Annotated in this window: 14 protein-coding genes; 8 read left to right on the top strand and 6 right to left on the bottom strand. The window is 68.8% G+C overall.

Annotation, left to right across the window (positions count from 1 at the left end; all coding sequences use genetic code 11):
• Positions 1 to 329 precede the first annotated feature (329 nt).
• The 5 genes from hemW to WG923_RS27655 form a co-directional block, all read right to left on the bottom strand.
• A complete protein-coding gene (gene hemW, locus WG923_RS27675; protein ID WP_445322989.1) occupies positions 330 to 1,493 on the bottom strand; it encodes a radical SAM family heme chaperone HemW in 1,164 nt (387 codons plus the stop codon).
• A 17-nt stretch (positions 1,494 to 1,510) separates the two neighbouring features.
• On the bottom strand, positions 1,511 to 2,119 hold the full coding sequence (gene rdgB, locus WG923_RS27670) for an RdgB/HAM1 family non-canonical purine NTP pyrophosphatase (protein ID WP_340354256.1): 609 nt from the start codon (positions 2,117 to 2,119) through the stop codon (positions 1,511 to 1,513).
• Positions 2,116 to 2,838, bottom strand: a complete 723-nt coding sequence (gene rph / locus WG923_RS27665) for a ribonuclease PH (RefSeq protein WP_340354255.1) — start codon at positions 2,836 to 2,838, stop codon at positions 2,116 to 2,118. Before rph ends, rdgB begins: the two co-directional genes overlap by 4 nt.
• Positions 2,839 to 3,067: 229 nt before the next feature.
• On the bottom strand, positions 3,068 to 3,970 hold the full coding sequence (locus WG923_RS27660) for a PP2C family protein-serine/threonine phosphatase (protein ID WP_340354254.1): 903 nt from the start codon (positions 3,968 to 3,970) through the stop codon (positions 3,068 to 3,070).
• A gap of 127 nt (positions 3,971 to 4,097) precedes the next feature.
• Positions 4,098 to 5,093: a serine/threonine protein kinase gene (locus tag WG923_RS27655; protein WP_201690811.1), complete on the bottom strand. Its 996-nt coding sequence runs from the start codon at positions 5,091 to 5,093 to the stop codon at positions 4,098 to 4,100.
• Positions 5,094 to 5,173: 80 nt separating this feature from the next.
• On the opposite strand from WG923_RS27655, the gene WG923_RS27650 reads away from it, so the two are divergent.
• From WG923_RS27650 to WG923_RS27635, 4 genes are all read left to right on the top strand, one after another.
• Positions 5,174 to 6,091 carry a YicC/YloC family endoribonuclease gene (locus tag WG923_RS27650; protein WP_340354253.1) on the top strand — a complete coding sequence of 306 codons (918 nt, stop codon included), beginning with the start codon at positions 5,174 to 5,176 and terminating at the stop codon, positions 6,089 to 6,091.
• Between the two features lie 106 nt (positions 6,092 to 6,197).
• On the top strand, positions 6,198 to 6,818 hold the full coding sequence (gene gmk, locus WG923_RS27645; RefSeq protein WP_340354252.1) for a guanylate kinase: 621 nt from the start codon (positions 6,198 to 6,200) through the stop codon (positions 6,816 to 6,818).
• A gap of 17 nt (positions 6,819 to 6,835) precedes the next feature.
• Entirely contained in the window at positions 6,836 to 7,039 is a 204-nt protein-coding gene (rpoZ, locus tag WG923_RS27640) for a DNA-directed RNA polymerase subunit omega (RefSeq protein ID WP_077592946.1), read from the top strand.
• Positions 7,040 to 7,261: 222 nt separating this feature from the next.
• Positions 7,262 to 9,544: a RelA/SpoT family protein gene (locus WG923_RS27635; RefSeq protein WP_340354251.1), complete on the top strand. Its 2,283-nt coding sequence runs from the start codon at positions 7,262 to 7,264 to the stop codon at positions 9,542 to 9,544.
• Between the two features lie 3 nt (positions 9,545 to 9,547).
• Here WG923_RS27635 and greB read toward each other — a convergent pair whose 3' ends face one another.
• Positions 9,548 to 10,126: a transcription elongation factor GreB gene (greB, locus tag WG923_RS27630; RefSeq protein WP_340354250.1), complete on the bottom strand. Its 579-nt coding sequence runs from the start codon at positions 10,124 to 10,126 to the stop codon at positions 9,548 to 9,550.
• Positions 10,127 to 10,269: 143 nt separating this feature from the next.
• Between greB and WG923_RS27625 the strand changes: the two genes are divergently transcribed.
• The 4 genes from WG923_RS27625 to WG923_RS27610 all read left to right on the top strand — a co-directional run bounded on the left by WG923_RS27625 (position 10,270) and on the right by WG923_RS27610 (position 13,315).
• Positions 10,270 to 10,731 carry a hypothetical protein gene (locus tag WG923_RS27625; RefSeq protein ID WP_340354249.1) on the top strand — a complete coding sequence of 154 codons (462 nt, stop codon included), beginning with the start codon at positions 10,270 to 10,272 and terminating at the stop codon, positions 10,729 to 10,731.
• Positions 10,732 to 10,847: 116 nt separating this feature from the next.
• Positions 10,848 to 11,102 carry a hypothetical protein gene (locus WG923_RS27620; protein WP_340354248.1) on the top strand — a complete coding sequence of 85 codons (255 nt, stop codon included), beginning with the start codon at positions 10,848 to 10,850 and terminating at the stop codon, positions 11,100 to 11,102.
• Between the two features lie 93 nt (positions 11,103 to 11,195).
• Positions 11,196 to 12,158, top strand: coding sequence for a CvpA family protein (locus WG923_RS27615; RefSeq protein WP_340354247.1), 963 nt, complete (start codon positions 11,196 to 11,198; stop codon positions 12,156 to 12,158).
• Positions 12,159 to 12,160: 2 nt separating this feature from the next.
• The gene (locus tag WG923_RS27610) at positions 12,161 to 13,315 is read left to right on the top strand and encodes a DNA topoisomerase IB (RefSeq protein WP_340354246.1); all 1,155 of its coding nucleotides are present in this window, start codon (positions 12,161 to 12,163) and stop codon (positions 13,313 to 13,315) included.
• Positions 13,316 to 13,387 lie beyond the last annotated feature (72 nt).

Below are 13,387 nucleotides of genomic sequence, written 5' to 3'. Positions count from 1 at the left end.
AGCCACGGACTGATCCTGCAGCGTGCCGACCCCAAGGGTATGGCTTCGCTTGGCGCCGTCGCCGACGCTCGAGCGAGCTCACCGACGGACGCTGCGCTCGCACCCGCGCGGGGGGAGGACCAGGGCGTGACCGTCCGACTCGGCGACATCAAGGAGGAGGCGCGGGCGCGGCGCCAACCTGGGGCACGCTTTTCATCCGCGCCGGGGGACAGTCGACGAGGCGGACGGTCACGTCCTGGTCCGGGTCGAAGGCAACCGGCGAACCGTGATGACCATCGGCCCGCCTACTCTTGTCTCCCCGGAAATCGGCGAAAGAACCTCTTCTTCGCTCAGGGCAGGAACAGCGCCTGCAAATCCGACAGGAAATCGAAGCCGCGCCCGGTCGGCTTCACGCGCGCGAGGTCGCGTTCGATCAGGCCCTTGCCTTCCGCCTCGCGCAGCGCCTGCTCGATCGCCGACAGCGGCAGCCCCGTGCGGTCGCTGAAGTCCTGCAGCGCGAAGCCGTCCTTCAGGCGCAGCGCGTTGAGCATGAACTCGAAGGGCAGTTCGGTACGCGCGACGTCCTCGTCCTGCGCGATCGCCGCGCCGGCCAGCGCGCCGTCCATGTACAGCTTCGGCTCGCGCTTGCGCACCTGGCGCACCACGCGGTGCGGGAAACTGAGCTTGCTGTGCGCGCCGGCACCGATGCCCAGGTAGTCGCCGAAGGTCCAGTAGTTGAAGTTGTGCCAGCAGCGGTGGCCGGGCTTCGCGTACGCGGAGACCTCGTAGCGCTCCATGCCCGCGGCCCCCGTCATCTCGGTGAGGCGATCGAGCATCGCGTAAGCGAGGTCGTCCGGCGGGATCACCGGGGGAAACTTGGCGAAGTAGGTGTTCGGCTCGATCGTCAGGTGGTAGATCGACAGGTGCGGCGGCGCCAGCGCCAGCGCCTGCGTCACGTCGGCCTCGAGTTCCGCCAGCGTCTGCCCGGGCAGCGCGTACATCAGGTCGAGGTTGAAGGTCTCGAAACTGGCGGCGGCTTCCTCCAGCGCCGCGACGGCCTGCCGGCTGTCGTGCACGCGGCCCAGGGCCCGCAGCTTGGCGTCGTCGAAACTCTGCACGCCCACCGACAGGCGCGTGATGCCGGCGGCGCGGAAGGCCTTGAAGCGATCGCGCTCGAAGGTGCCGGGGTTGGCCTCCAGCGTGATCTCGCAATCGGGCACCAGCTGCAGGCGCGCGCGCACGTCGGAGACCAGCCGCTCGATCCCCTCGGGCGTGAACAGGCTGGGCGTACCGCCGCCGATGAAGATGCTGTGCACCTGCCGGCCCCAGACGAGGGGCAGCGCGGCTTCGAGGTCCGCGCGCAGCGCATCGAGGTAGCGCTGCTCCGGCAGTTCCCCCCGACTCATCTCGTGCGAGTTGAAGTCGCAGTAGGGGCACTTCTTCAGGCACCAGGGCAGGTGCACGTACAGCGACAGCGGCGGCAGCGCCGGCAGCTGCAGCGTGCCGGGGCGCATGTGGTGCGCGAGGTCCTTCACAGCCAGCGTTCCCGGATCAGCTCCACCATCTGGCGCGCGGCCTTGCCCCGGTGGCTGTTGGCGTTCTTCACTTCCGGCGGCAGCTCCGCGAAGGTCTTGCCGAAGGCGGGGATGAACATGACGGGGTCGAAGCCGAAACCGTGGCTGCCCACGGGCTGCTGCGCGATCTCGCCCACCGCGCGGCCGACCGCGATCAGCGGCTCCGGGTCCTGCGGCGTGCGCACGGCCACCAGCGTGCTCACCAGCGCGGCACGGCGCTGCGTGATCCCGCGCATCTGTTCGAGCAGCGCCTTGACGTTGTTGTCGTCGCCCTTGGGGTAGCCGAACTGCGTGGCGTAGTACGCGGTGTCGACGCCCGGCAGGCCGTCGAAGGCATCGACGCACAGGCCCGCGTCGTCGGCGATCGCCGGCAGCCCGGTGTGCTGCGCCGCGTTGCGCGCCTTCGCCAGTGCGTTCTCCACGAAGGTACGGTGCGGCTCCTCGGCCTCGGGCACGCCCAGCTCGCCCTGGCGCACCAGCGCGATCCCGAGCGGCGCGAACATGGCCTGCAGCTCGGCCAGCTTGCCCTTGTTGTTGGACGCCAGGACGATCCGCTCGATCTTCATCGGCTCAAGGCCTCGCGCTGCATGGCCACCAGCTCGGAGATGCCCTTGTCCGCCAGCCGCAGCAGTTCGTCCATCTCGGCGCGCGTGAAGGCCGCGCCTTCGGCCGTGCCCTGCACTTCCACGTAATGGCCGGCGCCGGTCATCACGACGTTCATGTCGGTGTCGCAGGCGACGTCCTCGATGTATTCCAGGTCCAGCAGCGGCGTGCCTTCCACGATGCCGACGGAGATCGCGGCGACCGGCCCGGTGATGGGCGATTCGGCCAGCGCGCCGGTGGCGATCAGCTTGCCGACGGCATCCTGCGCGGCGACGAAGGCGCCGGTGATGGCCGCGGTGCGCGTGCCGCCGTCGGCCTGCAGCACGTCGCAGTCCAGCGTGATCGTGCGTTCGCCGAGCTTCTTCAGGTCGAACACGGCGCGCAGCGAGCGGCCGATCAGGCGCTGGATCTCCTGGGTGCGGCCGCTCTGCTTGCCGCGGGCCGCTTCGCGGTCGCCGCGGGTGTGGGTGGCGCGCGGCAGCATGCCGTATTCGGCCGTCACCCAGCCTTCGCCGCTGCCGCGCTTGTGCGGCGGCACGCGGTCTTCCACCGACGCGGTGCACAGCACGCGGGTGTTGCCGAACTCGATCAGCACGGAGCCTTCGGCGTGGATGGTGAAGCCGCGCGTGATGCGGACAGGACGAAGCTGGTCGGGGGCGCGGCCGCCGGGGCGTTGGAACATGGGAATAGAGGCTGGAGGCCGGTAACTGGGGGAGAAGTCCCCGATTGTGCCTGCGGGGTCCTGCCGGACGCTGCGTAGGGGAGAAAACCCGACAGCCGAACGCAGAGGTCGCAGAGATCACGCAGAGGACGCAGAAGAATGCATGAAAGGATTCCTTGGTGGATGTCCTTCTGCGTCCTCTGCGTATCCTTTGCGACCTCTGCGTTCGGCGGTTCGGTTTTTTCGTCGCCTAAGCCTTCTTCGCCGCGCTGCGCCGGATCGCCTCGTTGATCTCCGCGATCGAGCGTTCGATCGCGGCGTCGTCGAGGTCGTCCACCAGCGTGTCCAGCACCCCGGCCTGGATGGTCGAGGCGAACACGCCGTCGCTGATGCTGTCCGTGGAGATCCCGCGGGTGGATTCGAAGGTGTCCGGCGTTTCCCACTCCAGCGCGATCACCGTCACGTTGTCCGAGTGCTCGCCGCCGCTGCGCAGGGCGGCCTCCACCAGGTCCGGCACCGCCTCGGCGACGGGCTTGGCGCTCAGCTCGCGCACGATGTCCTTGTCTTCCAGGCTGCCCCACAGGCCGTCCGAGCACAGCAGGATCTTGTCGCCCTCCTGCAGCTGCACCGGGCCGGTGACGTCGAACACGGGCTTGGTCGGCGAGCCCAGGCAGGTGAACAGGATGTTGCGGTTGATCCGGTCCATGCGGATCACGCCGGCGTTCTGCTGCTCCAGGTAGGAGTGGTCGCGGGTGCGCGTGAGCAGCTCCCCGGCGCGCACGACGTACAGGCGCGAGTCGCCGCAATGCACCCAGGTCGCGTGCGTGCCCTGCACGATCGCCGCCACCAGCGTGGTGCGCGGCGTGTCCAGCATGCCCTTCTCGCTGGCGTAGCGGATGATCTGGTGGTGCGCGGCCATCAGCGACACCGACAGGAACTCCGCCACGTCCTTGACGACCGGCCGTGCTTCCTTCTGGTACAGCGCGGAGATGGTCTGCAGCGCGAGCTGGGCGGCGACTTCGCCTTCCGGGTGCCCGCCCATGCCGTCGGCCAGCAGGAACAGCCCGGACTCGCGCGTGTAGCAATAGCCCATGCGGTCTTCGTTCTTTTCGCGGCCGCCCTTGCGGCTGACCTGGAAGACCGAGAATTTCATCCGAGACTCCGCCGAGCCGCCTCAAAGGCACCCCGGAAAATCTCTCCGAGATTTCCCGGGGACCCCGCGAGGAGGCTCGGCGCCCCCTCGGGGGGCAGCGACCACACGAAGTGGGGAGCGTGGGGGCTCATTTCGTTTTCGCTCCGATGCCAGTGCGCTTCTTGGTGTCGCTCACCATGTTGTCGAATTGCAGCCGCATCTTCTCACCGACCGAGAGCTTCGTATAGCGCCGCTCGCCCTCGCGGCTGAGCTCCTTCTGGAGCGCGAACACCGACTGCGGGCGCGACAGCGGATCGAGCGACATGCACCATTCGACCACCTCGATCAGGTTGTCGGAATACACGCCGCGCAGCCGGGACAGTGCGAGCGACAGGCGGTCCTTCTCCAGTCGCTGCGGCGCATCGTTGGGGGGATAACCTTGCATGCATGCATAGATGCACGCGCCGATCGCGTAGATGTCCGTCCACGGCCCCATCGAGGAATCGCGCCGGTACATCTCGGGCGCCGCGAAACCAGGGGTGTACATGGGCCGGATGAAGTTGCCTTCCTTGGACAGCACTTCACGCGCCGCACCGAAGTCGATCATCACCGCGCGGTTGTCGTCGGTGATGAAGATGTTGGCCGGCTTGATGTCCAGGTGCAACATCTTGTGCTGGTGCACGATGCGCAAGCCGCGCAGGATCTCGTCGAACAGCGACCGGATGGTCGATTCGCGGAACACCTTCTGCTTCTTCAGCTCGCGCGCGGTGATGATGAAATCCTGCAGGGTCGCGCCCTCCAGGTAGTTCATCACCATGTAGACGGTCTCGTTCTCGCGGAAGAAGTTCAGCACGCTCACCACCGAGGAGTGGGAGATCTGCGCGAGCGAACGGCCTTCTTCGAAGAAGCTCTTGAGGCCCAGGCGATACAGCGACAGCTTCTCGGGCGCCACCTGCGGCAGCAGCTCGCCCGGGGGGCGCGTGGCCAGGGAAGAAGGGAGGTATTCCTTGATGGCGACCTGCTGGCCCTCGTTGTCGACGGCGAGATAGACCACGCCGAAGCCGCCTGCCGAAAGCTTGCGAACCACGCGATAGCCACCGATCACGGTGTCCGGCGGCAAGGGCGCTGGTTTGAGCTTTGACATAATTTGAAGATTGTTGGGGCCTGCCGCGGGCCCGGTCTATCCTCGAAATCCCCGCAACCGAACTTCAAAGACTCCTTCGAATGCCAGTTTACAGCATGACCGGCTACGCCTCGGCGCAGCACAGCCCCGGGGCCGCGCCGGCCGGCGAAGGCAGCAAGCCCCCCGCGGGCATGCGTCTCGGGCTCGAGATCCGATCCGTCAACAGCCGCTTCCTGGACCTCTCGTTCCGCCTGTCCGAGGAGCTGCGCGCGCACGAACCGGCGCTGCGCGAAATGATCACGGGCCGCATCAAGCGCGGGAAGGTGGAAGTGCGTGCGGGCCTGGAGGGCATGGGCGCCGAGATCGTGCGCGAGCCCACCGTTCGCATGCTGCAGCGCCTGGGCGCCGTGCAGGACACCGTGCGCGGCTGGCTGCCGGACGCGCCGGCGCTCTCCGTCGCCGAGATCCTGCGCCTGGCCTCCGCCGACGATGGCGGCAGCGTGGACTGGAGCGAGCCGCTGATGCAGCTGGCCAACCAGGTCCTCGGCGACCTGCTGGCCGCGCGCGAGCGCGAAGGCGCACGCCTGGCCACGATGCTCCTGGGGCACCTGAAGCAGCTGCGCGCGCTGGCCGAACAGGCCCGCCCGCTGATCCCGCAGCTGGTGGAGCAGCAGCGCCAGCGCTTCCTGGAGCGCTGGAAGGAAGCCATGGCCCTCACGGAGGGCGCGGCCACGCCGGAGGCGGCGCAGGACCGGGCGTTGACCGAGGCCACCGCGTTCGCGATCCGCATCGACGTCGCCGAGGAACTCACGCGGCTGGCCGCGCACCTCGACGAGATCGAGCGGCTGGTGAAGAAGGGCGGCGACGTCGGCAAGCGGCTGGACTTCCTGATCCAGGAGCTGCACCGCGAGGCCAACACCATGGGCTCGAAGTCCGCGGCGCTGGAGCTGACGAAGATCTCGGTGGACATGAAGGTGCTGATCGAGCAGATGCGGGAGCAGGTCCAGAACCTGGAGTAGCCACGATGCCCCCACGCTCCGCCACTTCGTGCGGGTCGCTGCCCCCCGAGGGGGCTGGCCTGCCCTGGGGCGGCCCGGCAGCGGGCCGCACCCCTTAACATCGGCCATGGACTACCCCGGCAACCTCTTCGTCGTTGCAGCCCCCAGCGGGGCCGGCAAATCCAGCCTGGTCAAGGCCCTGCTCGAACTCGATTCCCACGTGCAGCCCTCGGTGTCGCACACCACGCGCGCGCCGCGCGGCCAGGAAAAGCACGGGCGGGAATATTTCTTCGTCCCGGAAGCCGAGTTCGACCAGATGGTGCTGGCCGATGCCTTCGTGGAATGGGCGCACGTGCACGGCCGCCGCTACGGCACCTCCAAGCGGATGATCGAGGAGCGCATCGCCCACGGGCAGGACGTGATCCTGGAAATCGACTGGCAGGGCGCGCTGCAGATCAAGCGCATCTTCACCAACGCGGTGCTGGTGTTCATCCTGCCCCCCAGCTGGGACGAACTGCGCTCCCGGCTGGAGCGGCGCGGGGAAGACGCCCCCGAGGTCATCGAAACCCGACTGGCGAATGCGGCCACCGAGATGGCGCAGGCAAAGGAATTCGATTTCGTTATAATCAACGAGTTATTTGAGCGAGCGCTCTTCGACCTGAAAGCGATCGTTCATTCCCAGCGGCTGAAGTACGTTTCCCAGCGCCGCGCTCGCGCCGAGACGTTCACCGCCTTGGGGCTCACCTAGACACCCCGGAGAGATTGATGGCCCGTATCACTGTCGAAGACTGCCTCGAGAAGATCCCGAACCGCTTCCAGCTGGTGCTGGCCGCGACCTACCGCGCCCGCATGCTGAGCCAGGGCCACGCGCCCAAGATCGAGAGCAAGAACAAGCCGGGCGTGACCGCCCTGCGCGAGATCGCCGAAGGCAAGATCGGCCTGGAGATGCTCAAGAAGGTCCCGGGCTGAGCCACCCGGCTCCCCGAACGAAGGCACCGCCGAGGCGGTGCCTTTTTCCTTGGGGCCCCCGGTTTGGCGTTTTCGCAGGCTGGCCGGCGAAGCCGACACCAGCTTCCGGCCCCCGAAACCGCTGGTGTTCGCTTCGCGCAGCCCAGCCTGCGTCCGCGGGGAAACAGCCCGTTTCTTACCCCTGATCCCTGGCCCCTCGCATCGAGCCCCTATGATGGGGCCATGAGTGCGGTGCTCCAGCCGACCTCGGGCAGCGGCAAACGGCCCAGCAGTCCGATCCTCCCCTCTCCTGCCGCGGCGAATGCCGCAGCGGCCAGCTTTGCCGCGCTCACGGCACGGCTGGATTACCTCGACCCGGTGGAAGTCGACCTGGTCCGCAAGGCCTACCGCTATGCCGACGAAGCCCACCTGGGCCAGATGCGCGCCAGCGGCGAGCCCTACATCACGCATCCGATCGCGGTGGCGGCGCAGTGCGCCGAGTGGAAGCTGGACGCCCAGGCCCTCATGGCGGCGCTGCTGCACGACTCGATGGAGGACTGCGGCGTCACCAAGCCGCAGCTGATCGAGCGCTTCGGCTCGGCCGTCGCCGACCTGGTCGACGGCCTCACCAAGCTGGACAAGCTGCAGTTCAACACCCGCGAGGAAACGCAGGCCGAATCCTTCCGCAAGATGCTGCTGGCCATGGCGCGCGACGTGCGCGTCATCCTGGTCAAGCTCGCCGACCGCACGCACAACATGCGCACGCTGGAAGACGTGCCGCGCGAGAAGTGGAACCGCATCGCCGGCGAGACGCTGGACATCTACGCCCCCATCGCGCACCGGCTGGGCCTGAACAACACCTACCGCGAGCTGCAGGAACTCTCCTTCCGCTACCTGCGCCCGTGGCGCTACGCGGTGCTGTCCAAGGCGGTGTCGCGCGCCCGCAGCCGCCGGCGCGACCTGATCCAGAAGGTGCACCGCGACGTCGAGAACGCCTTCGACGCCGCCGGCCTCGCAGTGCGCATCGCCGGGCGCGAGAAGACGCTCTACTCCATCTACAAGAAGATGGACGAGAAGCACCTGTCGTTCGCGCAGGTCACCGACATCTACGGGTTTCGCATCGTCGTGCCGACGGTGACGGACTGCTATACGGCCATGGGCGTGCTGCACCAGCTGTACAAGCCGGTGCCGGGCCGCTTCAAGGACCACATCGCGATCCCCAAGATCAACGGCTACCAGTCGCTGCACACCACGCTGGTCGGGCCCTCGGGCGTGAACGTCGAGTTCCAGCTGCGCACCGAGGCCATGCACCTGGTGGCGGAGTCCGGCGTCGCCGCGCACTGGCTGTACAAGGCCAGCGTGCCGCAGGAAGAGAACACCGAGCGCCTGGGCACCAAGTGGCTGCAGTCGCTGCTGGACATCCAGAACGAGACCCGCGATGCGGCGGAGTTCTGGGACCACGTCAAGATCGACCTGTTCCCGGACGCGGTCTACGTCTTCACGCCCAAGAGCCAGATCCTCGCCCTGCCGCGCGGCGCCACGGTCGTCGACTTCGCCTATTCGATCCACTCCGACGTGGGGGACCATACGGTGGCCGCCCGCATCAACGGCGCCCAGGTGCCGCTGCGCACCGAGCTGAAGAACGGCGACGTGGTCGAAGTGGTGACGGCGCCGGTGTCGACGCCCAACCCGGCCTGGCTCGGCTTCGTGCGCACGGGGCGGGCCCGCTCCAAGATCCGCCATCACCTCAAGACGCTGGCGCAGGCCGAGTCGCAGCAGCTCGGCGAGAAGCTGCTCGCCCAGGCGCTGCGGGCCGAGGGCATGGAGAAGCTGCCGCCCGACGACGACACCTACCACGCGATCTGGGAGAAGCTGCTGCGCTTCACCGGCAACAAGAGCCGCGCCGAGCTGCTGACGGACCTGGGCCTGGGCAAGCGCATCGCCGGCATCGTGGCCAAGCGCCTCATGACGCTGCTGGGGGAACTGGGCGAGAAGCCCGACGCGCTCCTGCTCAGCCGCGAGCGCTTCACCGCGCACGAGAACGTCTCGCAGGGCGGCCTCACGCTGGATGGCAGCGAGAACGCCTCGGTGCAGTTCGCCAGCTGCTGCCGGCCCGTGCCGGGCGACCCGATCCTCGGTTATCTCGGGCGCGGCGAGGGCCTCGTGGTCCATGCCACCGACTGCGCCATCGCCAAGCGCCTGCAGCACAAGGACTCGGAACGCTTCATCGGCGTCGAATGGTCCGACGAGCCGGTGCGCGCCTTCGAAACGGGCATCCTGGTGACGGTGGCGAACGGCAAGGGCGCGCTGGCCCGCGTGGCGGCGGCGCTGGCCAATGCCGAGGCCGACATCACGCACGTGGACATGGACGACGAGCGCGCGCAGGACGCCACCGACCTGCGCTTCGTGGTCTCGGTGCGCGACCGCGTGCACCTGGAGTCGGTGCTGCGCAACCTGAAGCGCACGCCTTCGGTGATGAACGCGCAGAGGATCCGCCCGGGCGGGACGGATCCGAGGGTGGTCTGAAGGTCAGTGCCTGGGCGCCCCCGGCGCCGGATACTCCACCCTGAGGATCTCGATTTCCTTCGCCCCCGCCGGCGTCACCAGCTTGACCACCTCCCCTTCGCGCGCCTTCAGCAGGGCACGGGCGATGGGGGAGATCCAGCTCACCTGGCCCTGCGCGCTGTCCGCCTCGTCGATGCCGAGGATGGTGATCGTGCGCTCGACGCCCGTGTCTTCCTCCGCGTACGTCACCGTGGCGCCGAAGAACACCTGGTCGTGCCCGTGGTGCAGCGACGGGTCCGTCACCTCCGCGATCTCCAGCCGCTTGGTCAGGAAGCGGATGCGGCGGTCGATCTCGCGCAGGCGCTTCTTGCCGTACAGGTAGTCGCCGTTCTCCGAGCGGTCGCCGTTGCTGGCGGCCCAGTGCACCACGTCCACCACCTTGGGCCGCTCCTCGTCGATCAGCTGCAGCAGTTCGGTGCGCAGGCGCGCGTACCCGCCGGGGGTGATGTAGTTCTTGCCGCCCGCCGGCAGCGGAGGCAGGCCGCCGCCTTCCTCGTCGTCGTCGCTGTCGCCGTCGGCCTCGCGCGTGAACGCCTTGCTCATGGCGCGAGCATAGCCCGCACACACGCGGCGGGAAAAATCAAGCGCCGAATTTCGCAAAGACGAGCCCCAACTTTTGCTGCCTCCAACTCAGGAAGCGGCAAGCTTGCCGTTCCTAGAATGGACGTGCCCACCCGGAAACCGCCTTGGACCTTCCTTCTGCCACCTCCCCCTCCAGCGCTGCCGCCGCCGCGGTGGCGCCCCGGCGGCCGCTGGTGGCCGTGCTGCCCTTCACGCCCGGGGGCGACGAGGACGCATCGCTGCGCCTCCTGGGCAACGACATCGCGGACCTGCTGCGCGAGCGCCTGGGGCAGGATGCCGCCCTGCAGGCCATCCTGATCAGCTCCGACTTCCTCGCCAAGGCGCCCCCGCACGCGGTGGAGCTCATCTGCCGCGAGCTGGGCATCGGCTTCCTCATCTCCGGCCAGTGCCACGCCGGGCCGCGCGCCTCGGTGTACGTCGAACTGACGGACACGCGCGACTGGCACATCCGCTGGGCGCGCTTCTTCCGCGGCACTGCCCATACGCTGCTGGCCGAAGACGGCGCCGAGATGGGCCAGCTCGTCGCCAACCTGCGCCGCGAGCTGGTGGCGCAGCGCCGGCGATGATCCGCGCCGGCCTCCCCCAAACGCGGTAAACCCCCGGTCCGCCTTCACCAGAATGGGTGATGTCTTGCCCTCTGGGTCATCCATACGATGGCCGCTCAGAGAGGAAAAAAGACCCCATGCCCAGCTACTTCGTCGCTTATCACGCGCCACCGGCCGCAGACGTCGCCGTGCATGACCGCAGCCGCTGCCCGCCGGACTGCTTCCTCGGCGAGGCCCTGACGGAGTACCTGGGCGAATTCCTCGATGGCAAGCAGGCCGTCGCCGTGGCCCGCCTGCGCTACGCCCATGCGCACGGCTGCACCGCGTGCGAGCCCGCGCGCGCCCGCGTGTCGCTGGCCACCGCGGTGGCGCGCCCGACCGCCTCCGCGTAAGGCGCCTGCGGCCGCACCGTCGGCCGTCCGCGGGGAAGCGTCTACCCCGTCCTACGTCAACAGTTCGAAGGCCGCTCCGATACTGGACGCGGCATGCACTTCACCCCTGTCGACCTCCTGCTCGCGGCGATCCTGCTGTCCGGTGCCTGGCTGGGTTGGGCCCGCGGCTTCCTGTTCTCCGCGCTCGACCTGCTCACGCTGGCCGCCAGCCTCGCCGCCGCCTTCGTCGGCTGGCGCGCGGCCAGCGGCTGGCTGGCCGGCGTCGCGCCCGCGCTGGGCGTCTGGCTCGCCCCTCTGAGCTTCGTCGCCCTCTTCCTGCTGGTGCACGTCCTCCTGGGCAGCGTCGTGCTGCGGGCGCTCCTGCACCTGCCGAAGAAGGTGCATGCCAACGCCGCGAACCGCATGCTCGGCGTGCTGCCGGGCGTGGCCAACGGCGCGATGTACGCGATCGTCGCGGCGGTGCTGCTGCTTACGCTGCCGCTGGGCGCCCGCGTCGGGACCTGGACGCACGAAAGCGCGCTGGCGCCCAGGCTGGCGCGCCCCGCCGAATGGGTCGAGGTGCAGCTGGCGCCGATCTTCGATCCCGCCGTGCAGCGCACCCTCGAAGCGGTGACGGTCGATCCCGCATCGCGCGAGCGCATCGCGCTGCAGTTCCGCGTGAAGGATGGCCAGCCCCGCCCCGACCTCGAGGAGCAGATGCTGGAACTGGTCAACGCCGAACGGCGCGCGCAGGGGCTCAAGGCGGTGCGGCCCGACCCGATCCTCTCCGAGCTGGCCCGCGCGCACAGCCGCGACATGCTCGCGCGCGGCTACTTCGCGCACGTCTCGCCCGAGGGCAAGGATCTCAGCGACCGCATGCGGCAGGCGCGCATCGGCTACCTCTCGGCCGGCGAGAACCTCGCGCTCGCGCCCACGCTCTACACCGCCCACACCGGCCTGATGCGCTCCCCCGGCCACCGCGCCAATATCCTGCGCCCGCAGTTCGGGCGCCTGGGCATCGGCATCCTGGACAGCGGCAAGCACGGCCTCATGGTCACCCAGGACTTCAGGAATTGAACATGAAGGACAACGAGGCTTTGACCGCGAGCCTGGCCGACCCGAAGGAAGCGGCCGCGGCGGCCGGCCTCGTGTACGTGAGCGACGAGGAGCGCGGCATCCGCCGCGAGCGCAAGGGCGACGGCTTCGTGTACTACCGGCCCAATGGCGAGCCCCTGAAGGACGAAGCCACGCTGGAGCGCATCCGCAAGCTGGCCATCCCGCCGGCGTACACCGATGTCTGGATCTGCCCCAAGGCCAACGGCCACCTGCAGGCCACCGGCCGCGATGCGCGGGGGCGCAAGCAGTACCGCTACCACCCGCAGTTCCGCGAGGTGCGCGAGAGCACGAAGTACGGGCACATGCTCGAATTCGCGAAGGCGCTGCCGGCGGTCCGCGCGAAGCTCGCGCAGCACATGGCACTGCGCGGGCTGCCGCGCGAGAAGGTGCTGGCCACCGTGGTGCACCTGCTGGAGACGACGCTGATCCGCGTCGGCAACGACGACTACGCCCGCGAGAACAAGAGCTACGGCCTGACCACCCTGCGCAACCCGCACGTGAAGGTGGATGGCTCGGAGCTGCGCTTCCAGTTCAAGGGCAAGAGCGGCAAGACCTGGCGGCTGCAGGTGAAGGACCGCCGCATCGCGCGGATCGTGCGCGCCTGCCAGGACCTGCCGGGCCAGCGCCTGTTCCAGTACCAGGACGGCGACGAGCTGCGCGAGGTGACCTCGGCCGACGTCAACGCCTACCTGAAGGAGATCACGGGCCGCGACATCACGGCCAAAGACTTCCGCACCTGGGCCGGCACGGTGATGGCCGCGCTCGCGCTGCAGGAGTTCCAGGCCTTCGATTCCCAGTCCACGCAGAAGAGGAACATCCGGCAGGCGATCGAGCGCGTCGCCGCCCGCCTGGGCAACACGCCCACCATCTGCCGCAAGTGCTACGTGCATCCGGAGGTGCTCAACGCCTACGTGGAAGGCAGCCTGCTGCTGCAGGTCAAGGGCCAGGTGGAGCAGGAACTGCGCGAGGACCTCGCCACTCTCAAGCCCGAGGAAGCGGCGGTGCTGGCGATGCTGGAAGGGCGGCTGGCGCGCACGCTGGAGGGCTCGCTCGAGGCCAGCCTGGCGGCGGTGAAGAAGACCCGGCCCCGGCGGCGCAAGGCCGCCGCCACGGCCTGACCGCGCCTCCTCCGGATTTCTCCAGGGTTGACACCGGCCGGCACGCGGGCGCAACGTGCGTGCCTTGCCGCC

The sequence above is a fragment of the Ramlibacter sp. AN1133 genome (genome assembly GCF_037890035.1).
Classification (GTDB): domain Bacteria; phylum Pseudomonadota; class Gammaproteobacteria; order Burkholderiales; family Burkholderiaceae_C; genus Ramlibacter.
This window is presented reverse-complemented; position numbering and strand designations above follow the sequence as displayed.

Coding starts and splice junctions, on each gene's coding strand:
- WG923_RS27615 (WP_340354247.1), top strand. CDS start 11,196: ATGCACTTCACCCCTGTCGACCTCCTGCTCGCGGCGATCCTGCTGTCC.
- rdgB (WP_340354256.1), bottom strand. CDS start 2,119: ATGAAGATCGAGCGGATCGTCCTGGCGTCCAACAACAAGGGCAAGCTG.
- rph (WP_340354255.1), bottom strand. CDS start 2,838: ATGTTCCAACGCCCCGGCGGCCGCGCCCCCGACCAGCTTCGTCCTGTC.
- WG923_RS27620 (WP_340354248.1), top strand. CDS start 10,848: ATGCCCAGCTACTTCGTCGCTTATCACGCGCCACCGGCCGCAGACGTC.
- WG923_RS27635 (WP_340354251.1), top strand. CDS start 7,262: ATGAGTGCGGTGCTCCAGCCGACCTCGGGCAGCGGCAAACGGCCCAGC.
- hemW (WP_445322989.1), bottom strand. CDS start 1,493: ATGCGCCCCGGCACGCTGCAGCTGCCGGCGCTGCCGCCGCTGTCGCTG.
- WG923_RS27660 (WP_340354254.1), bottom strand. CDS start 3,970: ATGAAATTCTCGGTCTTCCAGGTCAGCCGCAAGGGCGGCCGCGAAAAG.
- WG923_RS27650 (WP_340354253.1), top strand. CDS start 5,174: ATGCCAGTTTACAGCATGACCGGCTACGCCTCGGCGCAGCACAGCCCC.
- WG923_RS27610 (WP_340354246.1), top strand. CDS start 12,161: ATGAAGGACAACGAGGCTTTGACCGCGAGCCTGGCCGACCCGAAGGAA.
- gmk (WP_340354252.1), top strand. CDS start 6,198: ATGGACTACCCCGGCAACCTCTTCGTCGTTGCAGCCCCCAGCGGGGCC.
- greB (WP_340354250.1), bottom strand. CDS start 10,126: ATGAGCAAGGCGTTCACGCGCGAGGCCGACGGCGACAGCGACGACGAC.
- rpoZ (WP_077592946.1), top strand. CDS start 6,836: ATGGCCCGTATCACTGTCGAAGACTGCCTCGAGAAGATCCCGAACCGC.
- WG923_RS27655 (WP_201690811.1), bottom strand. CDS start 5,093: ATGTCAAAGCTCAAACCAGCGCCCTTGCCGCCGGACACCGTGATCGGT.